15 protein-coding genes and 1 pseudogene are annotated in these 19,378 nt (G+C 64.1%); 14 read left to right on the top strand and 2 right to left on the bottom strand.

The features are described 5' to 3' along the window. Positions 1 to 19 precede the first annotated feature (19 nt). Positions 20 to 1,900: a hypothetical protein gene (locus ACZK4S_RS12305; protein ID WP_463644458.1), complete on the bottom strand. Its 1,881-nt coding sequence runs from the start codon at positions 1,898 to 1,900 to the stop codon at positions 20 to 22. A 113-nt stretch (positions 1,901 to 2,013) separates the two neighbouring features. On the opposite strand from ACZK4S_RS12305, the gene ACZK4S_RS12300 reads away from it, so the two are divergent. The 14 genes from ACZK4S_RS12300 (at position 2,014) to ACZK4S_RS12235 (ending at position 18,880) form a co-directional block, all read left to right on the top strand. After that, positions 2,014 to 2,691, top strand: a complete 678-nt coding sequence (locus ACZK4S_RS12300) for a fructose-6-phosphate aldolase (RefSeq protein WP_463644457.1) — start codon at positions 2,014 to 2,016, stop codon at positions 2,689 to 2,691. Positions 2,692 to 2,870: 179 nt separating this feature from the next. Further along, positions 2,871 to 4,040 carry a M24 family metallopeptidase gene (locus ACZK4S_RS12295; protein ID WP_463644456.1) on the top strand — a complete coding sequence of 390 codons (1,170 nt, stop codon included), beginning with the start codon at positions 2,871 to 2,873 and terminating at the stop codon, positions 4,038 to 4,040. Between the two features lie 313 nt (positions 4,041 to 4,353). Continuing rightward, entirely contained in the window at positions 4,354 to 5,439 is a 1,086-nt protein-coding gene (locus tag ACZK4S_RS12290; RefSeq protein ID WP_076062631.1) for a sugar ABC transporter substrate-binding protein, read from the top strand. Positions 5,440 to 5,514: 75 nt separating this feature from the next. Then, positions 5,515 to 7,656, top strand: a complete 2,142-nt coding sequence (locus ACZK4S_RS12285) for a glycoside hydrolase family 20 zincin-like fold domain-containing protein (protein ID WP_463644455.1) — start codon at positions 5,515 to 5,517, stop codon at positions 7,654 to 7,656. After that, a complete protein-coding gene (locus ACZK4S_RS12280; RefSeq protein ID WP_463644454.1) occupies positions 7,653 to 9,185 on the top strand; it encodes a sugar ABC transporter ATP-binding protein in 1,533 nt (510 codons plus the stop codon). The genes ACZK4S_RS12285 and ACZK4S_RS12280 overlap by 4 nt, the downstream gene beginning before the upstream one ends. After that, positions 9,182 to 10,162 (top strand): ABC transporter permease, encoded by a 981-nt coding sequence (locus tag ACZK4S_RS12275; protein ID WP_463644453.1) that lies wholly within the window; start codon positions 9,182 to 9,184, stop codon positions 10,160 to 10,162. The genes ACZK4S_RS12280 and ACZK4S_RS12275 overlap by 4 nt, the downstream gene beginning before the upstream one ends. A gap of 31 nt (positions 10,163 to 10,193) precedes the next feature. Beyond that, positions 10,194 to 11,180, top strand: coding sequence for a LacI family DNA-binding transcriptional regulator (locus ACZK4S_RS12270; RefSeq protein ID WP_463644452.1), 987 nt, complete (start codon positions 10,194 to 10,196; stop codon positions 11,178 to 11,180). A 38-nt stretch (positions 11,181 to 11,218) separates the two neighbouring features. Continuing rightward, positions 11,219 to 12,139, top strand: a complete 921-nt coding sequence (locus ACZK4S_RS12265; protein WP_463644451.1) for a polysaccharide deacetylase family protein — start codon at positions 11,219 to 11,221, stop codon at positions 12,137 to 12,139. Beyond that, positions 12,139 to 12,501, top strand: coding sequence for a sensory rhodopsin transducer (locus tag ACZK4S_RS12260; protein ID WP_463644450.1), 363 nt, complete (start codon positions 12,139 to 12,141; stop codon positions 12,499 to 12,501). The genes ACZK4S_RS12265 and ACZK4S_RS12260 overlap by 1 nt, the downstream gene beginning before the upstream one ends. 16 nt (positions 12,502 to 12,517) lie before the next feature. After that, the gene (locus tag ACZK4S_RS12255; protein ID WP_463644449.1) at positions 12,518 to 13,564 is read left to right on the top strand and encodes a DUF4432 family protein; all 1,047 of its coding nucleotides are present in this window, start codon (positions 12,518 to 12,520) and stop codon (positions 13,562 to 13,564) included. Positions 13,565 to 13,851: 287 nt separating this feature from the next. After that, positions 13,852 to 15,654 (top strand): polysaccharide biosynthesis protein, encoded by a 1,803-nt coding sequence (locus ACZK4S_RS12250; protein WP_463644448.1) that lies wholly within the window; start codon positions 13,852 to 13,854, stop codon positions 15,652 to 15,654. Further along, positions 15,651 to 16,661, top strand: coding sequence for an MraY family glycosyltransferase (locus ACZK4S_RS12245; RefSeq protein ID WP_463644447.1), 1,011 nt, complete (start codon positions 15,651 to 15,653; stop codon positions 16,659 to 16,661). The genes ACZK4S_RS12250 and ACZK4S_RS12245 overlap by 4 nt, the downstream gene beginning before the upstream one ends. Next, complete coding sequence (locus ACZK4S_RS12240) at positions 16,658 to 17,608, top strand: NAD-dependent epimerase/dehydratase family protein (protein WP_463644446.1); 951 nt, start codon at positions 16,658 to 16,660, stop codon at positions 17,606 to 17,608. Before ACZK4S_RS12245 ends, ACZK4S_RS12240 begins: the two co-directional genes overlap by 4 nt. Before the next feature lie 6 nt (positions 17,609 to 17,614). Next, entirely contained in the window at positions 17,615 to 18,880 is a 1,266-nt protein-coding gene (locus tag ACZK4S_RS12235) for a glycosyltransferase family 4 protein (RefSeq protein ID WP_463644445.1), read from the top strand. A gap of 212 nt (positions 18,881 to 19,092) precedes the next feature. Here ACZK4S_RS12235 and ACZK4S_RS12230 read toward each other — a convergent pair. Beyond that, positions 19,093 to 19,266 (bottom strand): annotated as a pseudogene (locus tag ACZK4S_RS12230) (transposase); the annotation flags it as partial. Positions 19,267 to 19,378 lie beyond the last annotated feature (112 nt).

The following is a 19,378-nucleotide window of genomic DNA, read 5'->3' as shown; positions in this document are numbered from 1 at the left end:
GCTCCGGGGCCTTTTTCATTCAGCCGACCAGCGGCCAGATCAACCACAGCGACACCAGCACCACACCCACACCGGCGACCAATCCGGGCGCCGGCGCCCGGTAGCTCCGCCCGGAGCCGGGCGCCTGGAAGATCATCAGCCTCACCCGCTCCGCCGCCTGCTCCGCGGTGAGGTCCTCCCCCGGCGCCACCACCTCGACCCCCAGATCGATGAGTTCGTCCGGCCGCTCGAACCGCACCGCCACCGAATGGTCCACGGGCACCACGACGGTGGCCCGGTCCCGCCCGTAAACCTCGTCCACGAACACCCCGTGCGTGCGCAGCCCCGCCGGGGCGGCCGAGATCCGGCCGTCGGACCATGTGATGGCCGACCACGGCGCCGACGCGGCCATCAACACCAGAAAGACCACCGGCCACTCCACGGGCTCGCCCCAGAGGAACAATGCCACCCCCAGCACGGCCAGCACCCCTGCACCGCACGCCAGCGCCCAGCGGAGCCAGCCGGCGTTACGGTGCGCCCAGACGGGCAACGCCCGCATGGTGCGGTCGACGGTCCGGTGCGCGGCCGACGGCACACCCGCCTCGACGACGGCCCGGCGATCCTTGACCGGCCGACCGGCCGCGACCTCCGCGAACCAGACCTCGCCGCTCTCGCGCAGCAGGGCGACGGTGGAGCCCTGCGCCCAGTTGCCCACGAGGATGAACGGCTCGCCGTTGGCGGCGCTCTGCGGCCCGAGGAACGCCTCCAGGTCGGCCCGCTCCTCGTCGGTGAACTCGTCGTCGAACTCCTCGGCCTCCTGCTCCCGGATGAACTGTGCGATCTCGAACGCGCCGACCGGTAGTCCTGGGCCATCGTCTTCGTCGGACGCGGGCCAGTCATCCGCGGGGTGTGTCGAAGGACGGTCCTCTTCGACGTCCTCCTCCCCCGCGTCCAGCTCCCGCAATCCGGTGAGGTTGATCAGCCGCAGCGAGGGCACGGTGTCATCCACGGGCAGCGCCAGCGCGTCGAACTCCTCGAGCCGCAGCAGCCGCACCGTCGCAGAAGGCCCGCCCCGCTCCAGCAGGGTGCGACGCCGCGACCGACGCGTGCCCAGCCGCAGGCCGATGGCCGCACCCAGCAGCGGTGCGACGGCGGTGATCCCCAGCACGAAGGCCGGGTTCCCCTGCCCCTGGCCCACAGGCGTGGCCCGGTCGCCGTCGACCAGCACCTCGATGGCCTCGCCCGGCTGGGGCTCGGCCTGCTCCTCGTCGGTGTAGAACCGCTCGAAGGTGAACTCCCGCCCGCCGATCTCCACCACCATCTCGTACGGGTCCTCGATCAGCTCCACGACGGTGCCCGACGCGAGCTCGGCCCGCGCCTCGAAGCCGGCAACGTCGCTCAGCATGAAGTGGTGTACGCCCAACCCGACCAGCGTGAGCAGCGCGAACGCCCCGGCGACGAGGGCGCCGACCTTCGCGTCGATCCGCGCGTCGTCCGCCGCCCACGACCCCTCCCATTGAGTCCCGTTGGCCGGCACGACGTGGGGGCTGTGGGGGGTGCTGCGGGAGTCGCGCCAGAGGAACCAGACCAGCCCGGCGACGGCGAACACGGTGGCAGCCCAGCCGAGGCCGCGCACGTCGTCGTGCACGGGTGCGGCCTCGAACAGGACGCCGAGCAGGGCGCCGAAGGCGAACGTCAGCCGCGGAGCCCAGTGGAGCGTGACCACCGTGCCGAGCCAGGCCGGAAACAGCCCCATCAGCACGTACCCCGCGGAGCCGAGCGGTTGGCGCACCACGTCGTCGCCCAGCTGCATGGCGCCCAGCGCGAGGCCGCAGAGGATGGCGAGCACGAACCAGCCCGCCCACCAGGCCCACAGATAGGTGCGGCTGCGGCGCAGGTCCTGCGCGGAGAGACGGTGCATCGGCACAGGATAGGGCCCCAAATTGGGCATCTGCCCACCGGCCTCGCTTCAGCGAAGCCGCTGGCCGCGTGGTTGGATATCACCAGGGCACCCCTCACCCGAAAGGCACAGTCATGGACATCCTGTTCGACACGGCCAACCTGGACGACATCGAGCGGCTCACGCCGATCTACCCTGTCACCGGGGTGACCACCAACCCGTCGATCCTCAAGGCCGAGGGCAAGATCGACTTCTACGCGCATTTCCGCCAGATCCGCTCGATCATCGGCCCCAACCGCACCCTCCACGTCCAGGTGCTGTCCAAGGAGACCCAGGGCATGGTGGACGAGGCCCACCGCCTGCTGGACAAGATCGACGCCAACGTCTACCCGAAGATCCCGCTCACCGAGGCCGGTCTCCACGCCATGCGCATCCTCAAGAGCGAGGGCGTGAAGGTGACCGCCACCGCCATCTACTCCAAGACGCAGGGGTTCCTGGCCATCGCGTCGGGTGTCGACTACCTGGCCCCGTATTACAACCGGATGCAGTCGATCGACATCAACACCCGCGAGACAATCGAGGCCCTGGCAGGCTTCATCAAGCGGTTCGACGCCCCGAGCAAGATCATGGCCGCCAGTTTCAAGAACATCGCCCAGGTGTCGCACGCGCTGCAGAGCGGCGCCGACGCGGTCACGCTCTCCCCGCAACTGCTGCAGCAGGCGCTGTCCGCCCCCGACATCATCATGGCCGTGGACCGCTTCGTCGACGACTGGGAAGAGATCCACGGCACCACCGAACTGCCCTTCGAGTAGAAACCCGTTTCCCGATCACCCTCGCGACGAAATCAATTTGCCCTGCGGGACAATCGTTTGCTCAAACTGGTTGACAACCCTGGAAGGCGTGTCCTAACGTTGGCGTCACGACGTTGCGCAAACGTTTGTGCAACTGGACGAAGTTGTCCCAAGTCGGACGAATCAAAGGAGATCACGTCGTGGAAAGAATCCGGATCCCAGCCAGCGAATACGCTGATCGGGCCAAGCGCGCCGGAGAGCTGATGCGAGAGCGGAACCTGGATGCCCTGCTCCTCTACGGAAACGAGGCCGATTACGCCAACGCCCGGTACTTCAGTGGTTTTTGGCCAGTCTTCGAGCGCGCGGGTGTCGCCATCAACCCCGATGGCAAGACGGCGCTGCTCGTGGGCCCCGAGTCGGACATCTTCGCAAAGGACACCGCCGCAATCCAGGACATCTTCGTCTTGGCGGAGTACCGCGAAGCCGCGGACCCCGCCTATCCGCACCTCAGCCTCCAGACGTTCCAGGACGTCTTCGGCCACCTCGGCATCAGTGGCCAGCAGCTGCGTATTGGCGTGTGCTCGATTCTCGACACCAACGTGGTGGTCTGGAACTCCCTCCAGAGCAACTTCCCCGGTGCGGAACTCGTCGACGCCCGCGACATCATGGTTGAGCTACGTTCGGTCAAGTCCGACGCGGAGGTGGCCTGTCTCAGGGAGGCCGGCCGCATCACCGATCTCGCCGTCCAAGACGTCATCGCCGCCATCCGCCCGGGAATGACCGAACTCCAGCTCGTCGGCGTGGCGCAGAAGTCGATGTACGAGAACGGTGCGGAGTACGAGGGTCTCCCCCAGTACTGCTTCGCCGAGGAGAGCACCAAGCACGCTATCTCCCGCTCCGGCTATCGGGTCCTCAAGCCGGGCGACATCATCCAGCTCAACCTGTCTGCCGCGGTGGATGGTTACAGCCCCGCCATCGGGCTGCCCATCTCCCTCGGCCCGCTCAAGGGCGAGAAGAAGGACATCGTGGACTTCATCCTCGAGATGCACATGTGGACGGAGCGTGAATTCGCGGCCGGCCGCGTCGCCGGCGAGATCGCCCGCGACTACGAGCAGAAGTTCCTGGACGCCGGCCGTAAGGACGCCTACGTCTACGGCCCTGCTCACGGCCTCGGCCTCACCGAGGTGGAGGCACCGTGGATGGAGACCAGCTCCGAGTACACCCTGAAGCCCAACATGACCTTCCAGCTCGACACGTTCGGCATCGGGTCCAACTTCGGCGTCCGCTGGGAGAAGCCGGTCGTGGTCCGTGAGGGCGGAGTGGACTTCCTCGCCAACCAGATCGGCACGATCTACGAAGTCGGTATCTGAGTCCGCTGGTGTGCGGCCGCCCCCCAGGCCGCACACCAGCCCCATCGCCCGCATCTGAGAAGGTGCACCCTCCAAGCTCCTTGCAGAGCAATGCAGCACCGCAAGGCACAACGCCCGACACAGCGAAGGGCACCTAGCCAGGTCCGCCAGGACCGCACGTAACGGACGAGGAAGCCTGCCAACGACGGCGGTCAGATCGTTCCCCGACCGGAAACCTCCTGTCGCACCCAGACCGTGGGAGCACCCTTCCACGGCCACTACCTCTGGGTTGGTCCGAAGCCGACCCGCCACCCATTTCATGAATGGAGCAGTTATGCGACTCAAGTCTGCAGCAGTGGCCATGCTGGCCGCTGGCGCCCTCACCCTCACGGCCTGCGGAAACGCGACAAGCGACCCCACGGCCACCGAACCCGCCAACGGCACGACGACCAGCACCACCGAGGCAGCAGGCTCGGACGGGCACGTCTTCGGCGAGGACGAGACCCTCATCGGCGGCAGCATCTTCACCCTCCAGTACGCCTGGTTCCTGGGCGCTCAGGAAGGCATGGAGAAGTGGGCCGAGGAGAACCCCGAGGCGAAGGTCCGTTTCCAGTTCGAAGACAGCCAGCAGGACATCCAGACCAACATCTCCAACCTGGAGAATCTCGTTGCCGCAGGCGCCAAGGGCATCGTCGTCTTCCCCACGGATTCCCGCGCCATCATCCCCACCATGGTCGACCTGCACAAGCGCAACGGCACCCAGTTCGTGGTGGGTGACTACCCGCAGCAGCCCGACGACCCGGCGGACGCCGTCTGGAACACCTTCGTGGGCCACGACATGGTGGCGCTGGGCGAAACGGCGGGCCAGGTTGCCGTCGATTACTTCGAGAGCGCCGGCAAAAAGGACCCGACCATCGTCTACATCTCCGTCCCCACCTCGGGCGAGGTCAGCATCGACCGCTTCGAGGGCTTCAGCAAGGTCGTTCTCGAGGCCTTCCCGGACGCCAAGATCATTGAGGAGGGCGACACCGGCGGTGGCGACCGCAACTCTGCGCAGAGCCTCATGGAGAACGTCCTGCAGCGCGAGCCGGTCATTGACCTGGTGGCCGGCCACAACGACGCTGAGGTCATCGGTGCCTACAACGCCGCCGTCGGCGCCAACCGGGCAGCCGAGATCAAGTTCGTGGGTATCGCGGGCGACAAGGAAGTCCTCCAGTACATCCAGGACGGTAACGAGTCGTGGATCGGAGAGGTTCTCCAGGATCCCGTCGTGCTGGGCTACACCGCGATGGACGCCCTGTGGAAGTCCATGGCCGAGGGCGAAGAGATGCCCGAGCAGTACGACCTCCCCAAGCCTGAGGCCATCACGCCGGCCAACGTCGCCGACTACGACTGGCAGAACTGGAGCTGGCTGGGCTGACCGGCCGCCGTGTGGGCGGGCGGGATTCCCGCGAATCCCGCCCGCCACCCTCCCATCCATGAAAGGTTTCCCGCCATGATCAGCATCCTGCCCGAGCCCAAACACCTCATTCACCACGACGGTTCCACGCGAGCTTTCACCCGTCTGCGGCTGACGGCCGAGGCTGTGGACGCGCTGACGCCCGACGAGGTCCGGGATCTCGCGGTGCTCCGCTTCCACAACTACCCGGGCATCTTCGCCGATGCCCCTGACGCGTTCCCCGTCCACGTGCACCAGGGCAGTATCGAGGACGCGGCAGTGAACCTGGCCAAGCCGGAGATGTTCGCGGAGCAGGGTTACGTTCTGGACATCCGGGACGACGGAGTCAGGCTCTCGGCCCAGGCAAGGGACGGACTGATCAATGGCCTCACCTCACTGAAGCAGCTCCTCGCCGAGCGCGAGGTGCGCGGTGACAACCCGCCCGGCACCCTCTCGCTGCCCACCTGCCTCATGGTCGATTACCCCTCCATCCCCGTGCGCGCCGTCGCACCCACCTTCAGCTGGTACGCCGGCTACGGACGGATCGGGTTCGACATGCAGCTGTGGGGCTACGACGAATGGGAGTTGTTCCTGCATCAGTGCGTGGACCAGAAGATCAACCAGCTGAACATGGTGATGTACGGCTATTGGCCCTTCGAGTTCCCTGAGTATCCCGAAACCTCGTTCACCGACATCCCCGTCGAGGTGTGGAACCAGGAGAACGGGCGCTTCATCAAGGTCAAGTACTCCCACCCCAACGTTGCCGACAACTACCTGCCGCGTTTCATCGAACTCGCCCATCGCATGGGTGTGAAGATCATGGCCTACGTGGGCCTCAACTCCTACAACGGCGGATGGACCATCGCGCACCCCGAGAAGCGGATGATCCCCCCGGCCGGCAGCGACTTCCTCAACGACTTCGACTCGGTGTGCCTCTCGGACGAGGAGTCCGTCAGCTACATCCTCACCGCGATGCGCCGCATCGCCGAACTCGGCTTCGACGGCTACACCCTGGAGGAGAGCGAGGAGGGCTTCTGGTTCTGTACCTGCCAACGCTGCACCGAGCGGTGGGGGCAGCACGCGGACACGCCCGGCGAAGCGAAGCACCAGGCGAACCTGGAGCTGCTGATGAAGATCCGGGAGGAGGTGCGACAGGTCAACCCGGACATCATCATCGGGATCCGGGCCTTCCGCCAGCCACCCCTCGAGAAGGACCCCGCGTGGCTCCAGGCCACCGCCCACGCCCTGCCGGACGACATCGTGCTGTTCTGGGCCCCTGCGCTCTATGTGCCCCCGACGGAGTTCCAGAAGTGGGTCAAGGCGTTCGGCAAGCACCGGATCTGGGCGCGAGACACGGAGTCCAACTCCATCACCTCGACGATGGGCCGCCTCTACCGCACGTTCGAGTCCAACATGATCCGCTACGAGGACGAGCCCAACGTCCAGGTCATCGAACGAGACATCGAGCAGCACATCGGCAGCGTGGAGGCCGATGTCCACGGCATCAACGGCTACATCTTCGAATGGTTCGGCCTGTTCGTGCATCTCTTCGCGCACGGCAACTACGGCTGGGGCTCACGGCTGGAACAGGACGAGTTCTTCGACCGCGTGGGCACCACCACCTTCGGCCCGGCCCTAGGCGCCCGCGTGCTGCGGGTCATGCGGGAGATCCTCACCATCCACGAGAGCCAGATCCCCCTCTACACGACGCCGTTCCCATTCCAGTCGAACAAGATGACCGACGCAGACATCCCCCGCATCGAGCAGGCCGTCGCCAACCACGAGCCGCTCCTGGCAGAGATCCGGGCGATCCGGGCGGAGCTGCAGGACAACCCGCGCCTGAAGGTGTGGTCGAAGCACTTCGATCGCCTTGAGAACGCCGAGCGTCGCAACCGGGTCATCTATGACCTCGTCCTGGCGGCGTTGGCTTACGAACGCGAGCGCGATCCCGAGAAGAGAGACCTTCTCCTGGAGGAGGTGCTCCATCTCAACGAGCGCGATTTCGACATCGCCAAAGAGATGTTCTTCGATCTCATGCCGGTGGGATGGACCGGGGTCCGCAGCTGCATGATGCCGTACCACGAGATGAAGCGGCTCATCCACAACATCCGTCACCCGGAGCACCCGGACGACGACATCATCTGCTCCGGCATCGAAGCGCTGGGGTGGCTCTGGCTCTCAGACAAGGACGCATCATGAGCGCGGTCGCGCAAGAAGTGACCCCCCAGGAGATCATCACCACGCCGCTGGTCGAGATCCGCAACGCCCGCATGGAATTTCCCGGGGTACTGGCCCTTGACGGCGTCTCGTTCGACCTGCGCCCCGGCGAATGCCACGCGCTGGTCGGCGAGAACGGCGCGGGAAAGTCCACCCTGGCCAAGTGCATCATCGGCGAGAACACCCTCACTTCAGGCGAGCTGTTCGTGGGAGGAGAGAGGGTCCCGAAGCACTATGACGTGCGGGACTCGCAGGCCCTAGGGATCGCCGTGGTCCATCAGGAGTTCCAACTGATGGAGGAGATGACCGCGCTGGAGAACATCTACGTCGGCAACTACTCGAAGCGTGGGCCGTTCATCGACCGACGCGCCCAGCGTGCCCGCGCGGCTGAACTGCTCACGTACCTGGGCGTTGACATCCACCTCGACGTGCCCGTCAAGTACCTGCGCACCGCCGAGAAACAACTCGTGCAGTTGGCGAGGGCGCTGTCCCAGGAGGCCCAGGTGATCATCCTGGACGAGCTGACCGCAGTGCTGCCCGAGAACGACATCGAGAACATCTTCCGCATCGTCGAGCTCCTCAAACGAGACGGCAAGGGCATCATCTACATCTCCCACCGTTTGGATGAGATCTTCAGCGTCTGTGATCGTTACACGGTGTTGATGGACGGCCGCCACATCAGGACCGGGGACGTGACCGAGTTGACGAAGCCCAAGCTCGTCGAACTGATCGCGGGACGCGAATTGAGCCAGGTGTACCCCACCCTCAACCCCCCGGGCGACGACGTGGTGTTGCAGGTGGAAGGGCTTACCAGCGACACGTTCTTCGACGTGGACCTGGAAGTGCGCCGGGGCGAGGTTGTGGGTATTGCCGGCCTTGTGGGAGCTGGTAAGTCCGAGTTACTGCTGGCGATTTTCGGGGATTACAAAGTCAAGAAGGGCACCATCCGTGTCAACGGCGAAGCGGTCTCCATGACATCGCCGCGCAAAGCCATCCAGCACGGGCTTGGCCTCATCCCTGACGAACGCAAGCGCCTTGGCCTGAACAGCGCGCTGGATGTCCGGAAGAACGCCACCCTTCCTTCGATGCGCAAGTTCAAGAAGTGGGGTGTGTTCATGGACGACGAGGCTGAGCTGCGGAAGTCCTACGACACCCTGGAGTCGCTTCAGCTCCGCTACTCCAACCTATGGCAGCCCACCACCAAGTTGTCCGGGGGGAACCAGCAGAAGATCGTCATCGGGAAGTGGCTGATCGCCGACACAGAGATCTTCCTGATGGATGAGCCCACCCGCGGAATTGATGTGGGGGCGAAGAGCGAGATCTACAGACTCATCGCGGCCCTCACCGCCGAGGGCAAGTCGGTGATCCTCGTCTCGCCCGAGATCGAGGAACTGCTCGGCCTATCGCACCGCATATACGTCCTCTATGAGGGGCGGATCCGTGACTCCTTCGAAGGAGACCGGTTGAACCAATCTGAAGTAATGACCAGTCTGTTGGGAGCAGAGAGATGACCAGCGCCACCGCAACCTACGCCGCGAAGAGCACCCGCTTCTCTGGAGGCGTGAGGGCCTTCGTCAATGAGTGGATGATCCTCTTCCTCTTCCTGGCGTTGTTCGCCATCTGCTCCGTGACCATCGACCGGTTCCTGGAACTCGGGAACCTCATGAACATCGCCCGCCAGATCTCTTTCCTGTCGATCGTGGCGCTGGGCCAGTTCTTCGTCATCCTCATCGGACACCTGGATCTGTCGATCGGCTCGGCCATCGGCCTCCAATCGGTTCTCCTGGCCGGTCTCGTCGCGAACCAGGGGCTCAGCATCTGGGTGGCGCTCCTCCTGGTCATGCTGAGCTCGATCGTGCTGGGGATGGTGAACGGGCTGTTCGTGATTTACGGCAAGGTGCCATCCTTCATTGCGACGCTCGTCACCATGAACGTTCTGACGGGCATCGCGTTCCTGTACTCGCGCGGGCTTCCCATCAGCGGGCTCCCGAGTTGGCTCAACTATCTGGGCATGGGGTACCTGTTCTCGGTGCCTGTGCCGGTCTACCTGATGGTGCTCGTCACGGCGGCATGCTACGTCTTCACGCAGCACACGGAGCTGGGGCGGAGCTTCTACGCAGTTGGCGGCAACGCCGATGCGGCGCGGCTGTCCGGGATCAACGTGAAGTTCATCGGCATGGTGGCCTTCATCATCTGTTCGTTCCTGGCCACGTTGGGCAGCATCGGCCTGACGGCTCGGACGATGTCGGGCTCCGCCACGCTGGGTGACGCGATGCTCTTCGAGGTGATGACCGTCGTCGTCCTCGGTGGAACCTCACTGTTCGGCGGCCGCGGAAACGTCCTCGGAGTTGTGTTGGGCGCCTTCCTCATCGGTGTCATCTCCAACGCGATGGTGCTCATCGGCGTCAACACCTACTTCCAGTGGATCGTCAAGGGCCTCATCCTGATTACGGTGGTGCTCATCGACGTGAACTCGAAACGCAAGTAGAGCCACAGGTGCATTACCAAGGCGGTGAGAGATGCCCACTCTGAGAGACATAGCCAACGAACTCGGCGTCAGCGAATCCACCATTTCGCGGGTCCTGAACGGCAAGGGGCGGGTGAGCGAGGAGACTCGCGAGAAGGTCCTGGCGTACGCAGACAAGATTCACTACTTGCCGAATCAGATGGCCCAGGCCCTGAAAATGCAGCGCGTGAACTCACTTGGCGTAGTGGTGCCAGACATCAGCAACGAGTTCTACGCCCTCCTCTTCAAGTCCATCGACCGGTTGGTGAGCCACGCCGGGTACACCCCGATGCTCTTCAACATCGGGGAGGACGCGGAACGCGAGGAGGCCTTCGTCACGCATCTCCGCTCGTCGACGGTGGGCGGGCTCGTAGTCGCCACCGCAGGGGCCGACGTGTACTCGTCGCTGCCCGAATCGCTCCTCCAGCAGATCGTCTTCGTTGACAACCTGCCGAAGGGGGACTTCGCCTGCAACTTCGTGGGTGCCGACAACGTGGGATCCTCCTACAGCCTGACTCAGCACCTCATCGACCGGGGCCACCGCCGGATCGCCACTGTGGTGGGGCCGGCCGGCGAATCCTCCGCTCGTGAACGTCTCGACGGGTTCGAGGGGTGCCTGGTGGCAAATGGCCTGCCGTTGAATCCGGAGTGGATCGTGCGCACCAACTTCCAGTACGCCGACGGGTACGCCAAAGTGGGCGCCATCATGGAGGGCGATGATCGCCCGACTGCCGTGATCGCGCAGAACAACGTTCTGGCCTATGCCACCGTCCGGATGGCGCGCCAACGAGGAATGACGGTCCCCAGCGACCTCGCCGTCGCCTGTTTCGACCACATCGACACGTACGGATTCATGCGACCCGTCATCACCACGATGGTTCAGCCCGTGGACCAGATCGCCGAAAAGGCCTGGGAACTGCTCCAGAACGGCATGGACGGCCACTACAGCGGCGAGACACACCTCTTCGATGCCGAGTTCCATCTCGGCGAAACCACCTGAGCAACATGCGCAACGAGGCAAGAGAGAAAGACAATCACATGAATCAGAACCCCATCACCGTGGTCATCGGCACCGACATGGAGACCGACGTCGGAAGCTTCACGCCCTATTACGAGGGCCTGACGAAGGGCACGCCGCTCCTCCTGGATCTCTTCGAGGAGACGGACGTGACCACCACCTTCCTGTTCACCGGGGATTCGGTGAAGGCACATCCCGAGGTGGCCCGTGAGTGCCTCGCCCGTGGCCACGAGGTGGGATCCCACTCGCTGCAGCACGAGACCGTCGGCGACCCGCTCTTCGACCTGCCCGGCACCAAGCCGATCCTGGAACACGAGGTGCTGCCCCGCCTCAGGCTCAATACCGAGCTGGTCGAGCAGGCCACCGGGGTCCGCCCGGTCTCGTTCCGCTGCCCCCGGCTGTGGGGCTCCACCGCAGTGGTGAGGGCCCTGGACGAACTGGGCTACGTGGCGGATCTCACCTACCCCATGTACTTCCACCGCGAGCAGTTCGCGCCGTACTTCTCCAGCCTCGAGGACTGGACCCAGCCGGGCGATTCTTCGGTCCTGCAGATCCCGAACTTCGCCGACATGGTGATGGAGTCCAAGGACCCTGGCCTGGAGCGAGATCGAGATCAATGGCCCCTGTTCCGCACCAAGGGCGGGCGGTACATGCTCGAGCGCTCGATGGCGTTCAAGCAGTTCTGCGACGACAAGCAGATCGACACCTACCTCTGCTTCTACATCCATCCCTGGGAGTTCTGGCCCATGGAGAAGAGCTACAACTTCGGTGAGGCCACGGTGATCCCGGAGTCGTTCATCACCGAGAACGTGGGTCCGGGCGCCATCGATGAGCTGCGCATCCTCATCGAGGGCCTCAAGGCCGAGGGGGCGGTCTTCATGCAGGCGAAGGACGTCCCCACTCTTGTCAGGGAGCGGCAGTCACAGCGGGTGGGTGTGTGATGGCGGGCAAGAAGACCTGGTACTTCCCCGACGGGGAACTGCCGCCCCCGGGCGACGGGGACCCGCAGGGGCACGAGTCCATCATCATCCTCAACCCCAACCCGGAGGAAGCCCGGGTGGAGGTGGCCCTGTACTGGGCGGACAAAGCACCTGACAGGTTCACCGTCGACGTCGAACCGGAGCGGGTGCGGTGCCTGCGCACCAACGTGACTGCCGACATGGGCGGGTTCGAACTCCCGCGCGAGGTCCAGTACGGCATCCGCCTCACCTCCGACGTGGGCATCGTCGCCCAGTACGGGCGCCTTGATGTGCGGCAGCCGAACATGGCGTTCTACACCACTCCCGGATATCACGAAGACTGACCCAGAAGGAGACGCCATGGAAACACCGCTGCGCAGCATCCTCCTGCGTGAGGCCATGTTCGAGGCCCACGAGCAGCCCCTGCTGGACTCCCCCGGCGTGGCGGTGTCCACGTTCCGCTACGCCTCCGGCGTAGCCGCGCTGCGGCTCGTCACCGAGCGTGTCGAACTCATCGTGTTGCCATTCCGCGGGCAGCAGGTGTGGCGCTACAGCGTCGACGGCGAGCCTCTGACGATGATCAGCACGTTCGACGAGCCTTCGGCGTCAACCGCGTTCGGAGAGACGTACGGCGGCTTCCTCCTGCATTGCGGGCTCTCGGGCCTGGGCGCGCCCGGGCCCGAGGACACTCACCCGCACCACGGCGAACTGCCCAACGGCCTCTTCAGTGACGCTCGCCTCCTTCTCGGTGACGGATGGGTAGGGGTTACCGGGCAGTTCCGACACCGCGTGAGCCATACGGCCGACGTCACGTTCCAGCCAACGCTCACGCTCCGCGAGGACGGCACGGGTCTCGAACTCAACATTCAGATCTCGAATCATCGCAGCAGCCCCTTCGGCTACACATACCTCTGCCACGTGAACTGGCCGCTCTTCGAGGGCGGGCAGCTCGTCCAACAGGTCCCGTTCGACGATCAGCACTTCGAACTTGCTCCACACCCCGCACAGGAGCCCGCGACGGCCGCGTATCTGGAAGGCATCCGCTCTGACCTGCGCAAGGGGGACTCCGTCGACCCCCAACGACGGATCGTTCCCGAGTACTGCGCGATCCTCCGGCCGACACCAGACGCCGACGGATGGGCCCACTTCATGCAGACCCGACCTGACGGGCGGGCGGCGTGCGTGAGCTACGAAACCGAACATCTTCCGTTGGCGATCAGGTGGATCTCGAACACGGGCGAGGAGCAGGCCGCCGGCTTCTGTCTGCCCGCAAGCGCTCACCATCGCGGCAGGGCGGCCGCGGACAGGGACGGTCTGATCCGCTGGATCCCGGGTGGATCCAGCGTCGCCTTGAACATTGAGGTGGACTTCCGCGACGCTGATGCGACTCACGCCCGGCTCCTGTGATGACCCCACCGGGGTAGTCGCGGCCAGCGCCTCAGTGCGAGGGTGCAGTCTACGATTGGGCGCGTGCTGAGAACCTGCATACCACACGACGAATGCATGCAAAGCGTCGGGTCGCTTAGCATGAAATGTGGTTCAGCTAGGGACTTTTCCCGCCCAAGCACTCATGACAATTTGGCACTTCCCGTCGGACGCGATATATGGTAGGCCCCGTGGGGGAATGGGATGCAGCCGACGATGAAACCAACAAGCCAAGAGGGTCTAACGCTCTGAGCGCGCTCATGTACCGCATGCCCGCAGCTGTCCGGCGCCTGATCCTGATCATGTGGGATGCGCTCGCCTGGGTGCTCGCGGTGATCGTCTTCCTGTCGATGCGCAACGCGGCGCTCGAGCCCGTTCAGGCCCGGTGGGTGCTCATCTACACCGCTGCCGCCGTGCTGCTCCAGGTGATCGGCGGCCTGGGTTCGCAGCTGTACCTCGGGCGCAACCGCATCGGCAGCTTCGCTGACGCGGCGAGCATGGGCTTCACCGTCGCCGGTATCGCGGTCCTCAACGGCACCACCTTCCTCCTGGCGGCCGACCACTTCCCCATGCGAGCCGCAGTGGCGTTGCCGTCCCTGGCCCTGATCTTCATGGCCACGGCGCGCCTGGTCTTCCGCTCTATCGTGGACAGCCGGCCCCGCAGCGCGGCGGCGAACGCCATCCCGACGCTCGTCTACGGCGCCGGTAATGCCGGCCACCAGGTGGCCACGCTCATGGACCTCGCCGAGGATGCGCCTTACCGCATCGTCGGTTTCATCGACGACAACCGCGACAAGCGCAACCTGCGCGTCAGGAACCACAGGGTGCTCGGCCTCGGCAAGGACATCATCAAGGTGGCCCAGGAACGGGGCGCCCAGGCCGTCATCTTCGCCATCTCCGCGGCCAGCCCCGATCTCATCCAGCGCCTCAGCCTCGCCTGCGAGGAGCACGGCCTGGACCTGCTGATCATCCCGCCGCTGCGGGAGATGGTGGGCGGCCAGGTAACCATGGGATCGCTGCGCCAGCTCAACGTGGCCGACCTCCTCGGCCGCCGCCCCATCAAGACCGACATCAGCGCCATCGCCGACTACGTCACCGGCAAGGTGGTGCTCGTCACCGGCGCCGGCGGCTCCATCGGCTCCGAGCTCGCCGCCCAGGTGCACCGCCTCGGTCCCGCCAAGCTGATCCTGCTGGACCGCGACGAGTCCGCCCTGCACGGCGTGCAGCTCGATCTGTACGGCAACGGCCTCCTCGACACCGAGGACATGGTGCTGTGCGACATCCGCGACGAGGACGCCCTCGAGCGCGTCTTCAGCAAGCACCGCCCGGATGTGGTGTTCCACGCGGCGGCGCTCAAGCACCTCCCGATGTTGGAGCGCTTCCCCCTCGAGGGATGGAAGACCAACGTGCTGGGCACCCGCAACGTGCTGCGTGCCGCCTACTCCGTAGGCGTGGAACGGTTCGTGAACATCTCCACCGACAAGGCGGCCGCCGCCACCAGCGTGTTGGGCCGCACCAAGCGCCTCGCGGAGCGGCTCACGGCCTGGTACGCCACCGAGTACCAGGTGCCGTACCTGTCCGTGCGGTTCGGCAACGTGCTCGGCTCCCGCGGCTCGGTGCTGATCTCTTTCCAGAGCCAGATCGAGAAGGGTGGCCCGGTGACCGTCACCCACCCCGACGTCACCCGCTACTTCATGACCATCCCCGAGGCGTGCGAGCTGGTGATGCAGGCCGGGGCCATCGGCCTCCCCGGCGACGTCCTGGTGCTGGACATGGGCGAGCCGGTCAAGATCCTCGACGTGGCCAAGCGCATGATCGCTGAGTCGAAGAAGGACATCGAAATCCACTTCACCGGGCTGCGCGACGGCGAGAAGATGCACGAGGTGCTCTTCAGCACAGTGGAGGCGGGCGCCCAGAGCGAGCACCCCTTGATCAGCGAGGTGCAGGTTCCTGCGCTCAACCCCGCAGAGCTTGCCGCTGACAGCGATGAAGGCGTGATGCAAATGCTCGATTCGGACCCGACCATCTACCCATTGCCCGCCATATCCACAAGGGTGGCTCGTCGCGCATGACGCTGTCCGTTCTGCTCTCTCTTGCAGTGGCAGCCGCGGTAGCGCTGGCCGCCCCATTTGCCATCTACCCGGTACTGGCCCGAGTGGGCGTCATTGACATCCCCAATGAACGCTCGTCTCATACGCGAGCGACGACGCGCGGGGGCGGTGTTGCACAACTCGCGGCGCTCACCCTAGGCGGGGCTGTCGCAGTAACCGGCGTGACCGATCTCGATCGGTGGTTGATTCTTGTCGTTCTGACGTCGGCGGTGCTAACTGGCGCCCTGGGGCTCATCGAAGACATTCGAGGCGTAGCCATTTCGACCCGTGCAACGGCACAGTTGGCGATTGGTGCTGTGGCCGCTGTGTGTACTGCGGCCCTGGCCGAAGGGCGCTGGTGGCTCGTCCCCTTCGCCGGACTGGCCTTCGCCGCCTATGTTAACTTCACCAATTTCATGGACGGCATCAACGGAATCTCCAGCCTCCACGGTGCCATCGTTGGCGCCAGCTACGCCCTATTGGGGACCTTGACGGACGCCCCATGGCTCACAGCAGTTGGGGGGCTCGTCGCGGTGGCCTTCATGAGTTTCCTGCCTTGGAACTTCACCCCACCTGGGGTGTTCCTGGGAGACGTCGGCAGCTACTTACTGGGAGGTGCAATCGCCGGTGCAGCGGTCGCCGCCATCATTCTTGACGTGCCCGCAACCGCCGTCGCTGCCCCGCTTTCGATCTACATCGCCGATACCGCCACAGTGATAGTCAAGCGCCTTCTGAAGCGAGAGAAGTGGTTCGCCCCGCACCGCCAACATGTTTACCAGAAGTTGGTCGACGGAGGATTTTCGCACGTGCGAACCTCGATCCTCGTTACATGCTTCACTCTCCTCGCCTCGATCGCAGGCCTAATCACCGTGCGTGGTCCGGCCATGGCAGCGCCCCTCTCGTGGGTCGTCATCGGTGCTCTGGTAGTGATTTACCTCGGGCTTCCCCAACTGATGCTGCGGGCTGGCAAGAAGGATCCGATGGCATGAGAGTACTCGTCACTGGAGCGACCGGATTTGTGGGGCGTCACCTTGTGGAAGCCCTGTCTCAACGCCACGAGATGATCGCCCTATCCCGGCAGACCTCAGCAACCTTTCCAGCAAACGTTGAGGTCAGGAAGGCTCCATCGATTGGTTCGGCTACTCAGTGGGATGGACTGCTTCGCGATGTCGACGTGGTGGTACATCTAGCCGCGCGTGTCCACGTTATGCACGACACCGCTGCTGACCCGCTCGATGCCTTCCTAGAAGTTAACGCGTACGGGACAGAGCGCCTGGCTCAAGCGTGCGCAACACAGGGCGTGCGTCGGCTCGTGTTCATGAGTTCGATCAAGGTCAATGGCGAGGAATCTGACGGGCAGCCTTACAGCGCCATGGACACGCCCCAGCCTGTTGACCCTTATGGCCTATCAAAACTTGAGGGTGAGCGCCGCCTCATGCAGATCGCGGCAGAGTCCGGCCTGGAGGCTGTGATCCTTCGTCCACCCGTCGTTTACGGAGCCGGGGTGAAAGGCAACATCGGGCGGCTAGTGAGACTCGTGAGGATCGGAATTCCTCTCCCCCTTGGTTCGATCGACAACTCACGGACGATGGTCTCTGTGCACAATCTCCTTCGTTGGCTGGAGGCAGCAGTCGAGAGTCAAACGACACCGGCGAGCCCGGTACTGGTCGGCGATCCGGCACCATTGTCCACACCGGAGCTCGTTCGGTTCCTTGGGGCTGGGATGGGAAAGCGGACCCTCCTGCTACCGTTTCCGGTGCCTCTCCTACGCTGGCTGAGCGTCATCGCACATCAGGAGCGGTCTCTGCAGCGCCTCACAGGGAGCCTGGTGATCAAGCCTACTTTCGAGGCGTATCCCGAGGTCGAACGCTGTCTCCGCACTGCCGGAGAAGAAATCGAAGCTTTGGGACGCCTCACCATGGCCGAAGGAAAGTGAGCGGCTGTGAAGATTGTCATTGTGACGCAGTACTACCCCCCCGAGGGCCTGCACATTCCTGCTGACCTCGCACATGGGCTGGCACAGGCTGGGCACGAAGTACGCGTCGTGACAGGCTTTCCGAACTACCCAGAGGGCGTCATCTATGATGGTTTCAAGCAGAAATGGCGCCAGTTGGAATCCGATGGCTCCGTCATGGTCCTTCGCGTACCTTTGTGGATTGACCATTCGCAGAACGCCCCAAAAAGAATATTGAACTATATATCCTTCGCTCTTTCCTCTGCGACTACCCGGAGATTTGCGACTGGTGCGGATGTGGTCTACGTCTACGCCACTCAGATGACTCCGTCATTGGGTCCATGGCTTTGGCGGCTCACAGGCGGCGCACCGTACGTTCTCCATGTCCAGGACCTATGGCCAGATTCAATAACCGGATCGTCCCTCGTCCAACATGGCTTGGCATCCAAGATCATCTCCTCTTTCCTTGATCCTTGGCTTCGAAGCTTGTATCGCCATGCTGCCGGAGTGATTGCCATCGCGCCCACCATGGTGAAGACGCTAATCGAACGGGGGGCACGACCAGCGAGGACCCACTTGGTCTACAACTGGGCCGCAGGCCATACGGTCAGTTCGGAAGTGCGTGCCTCGCCCGTTCGCGGGACAGAACACGCTGTGCACATCCTCTACGGGGGCAACGTGGGCGACATGCAGGATCTCGGGACTGCAGTCAGGGCAATACACGAAGCTCGCGAGCATAATGTCCGTCTAACAATCGTTGGAGAAGGAGTGGCCCTGCCAGCAGTGAAGCGGATCGCGGATGAGCTGGGCACCACAAACGTAGACTTCATGGGACGTGTTTCTCGCGACGAAATGTCCAAGCTTTACGACAACGCGGACTTCGCACTGGTAACTCTAAAAGATCTAGCCACCTTCCGTGGGACCATACCATCAAAGTTCCAAGCTTCCCTCGCGCACGGATTGCCCGTCATTACGAGCGTTCAGGGCGATGTGCGAGAGCTAGTGAATTTGCGCAACCTGGGCCTTACAGCAGATGCAGAGGACGTGTCTTCCCTCCGTCAGGCGTTTGAAAAGGCGGCCAACATGACTCTAGCTGAGAGGCAGCAGTTGGCACGCAATGCGTCTGGGACTTACCGAGAGATTTTCTCGGAACGTGCTGCGCTAGTGAACCTCGAGCGGATCCTCTCCTCTGCCGCTGAGGCTACGTCGCACAATCCTGTTGCCCTACCGCACGGCGAAGATTCTCTCGGCTAATCCACCGGCGCCGCGACGGCAGCCTGAACCTCCCTGCCTGCCACCGCAGGCACTCATGCACACTCCATCTGGGACTGTCGGATTCTCTGTCAACGCCGGGCCAAAATGGCTCTTCACAATCGAGGGTGTAGGTAGGGGACTGCTGCAGCAGTCCCCGACCCCGAACCGGTCACGATGATCGTCGATGAATTGAACTACCACGGCAGTCGCGGGTCGAGCTCCCGCGCGAAGAACGAGGACGCCGCCAACAAAATCTCATTGGCACGCTTCAGCTCCCGCACTTCGGCCTCGAGCGCCTTGATGCGCTGCGCCTCGCTCGTCGTGGTTCCGGGACGTTCGCCCGCGTCGATCGCGGCCTGTTTGCACCAGCCTCGCAGCGTGTCGGGATTGACCCCGACGCGCTGCCCGACCCGGATCACCGCCGCGTTCAACGACAACTCCGGATCCTCTCTCCTGGCCTCGGCAACAAGCCGCATCGCACGCTCACGAAGCTCCGGC

Source organism: Tessaracoccus zhenghani, assembly GCF_055326325.1.
The sequence above is the reverse complement of the archived record's forward strand: the minus strand, read 5'-3'. Positions and strand labels throughout refer to the sequence as shown.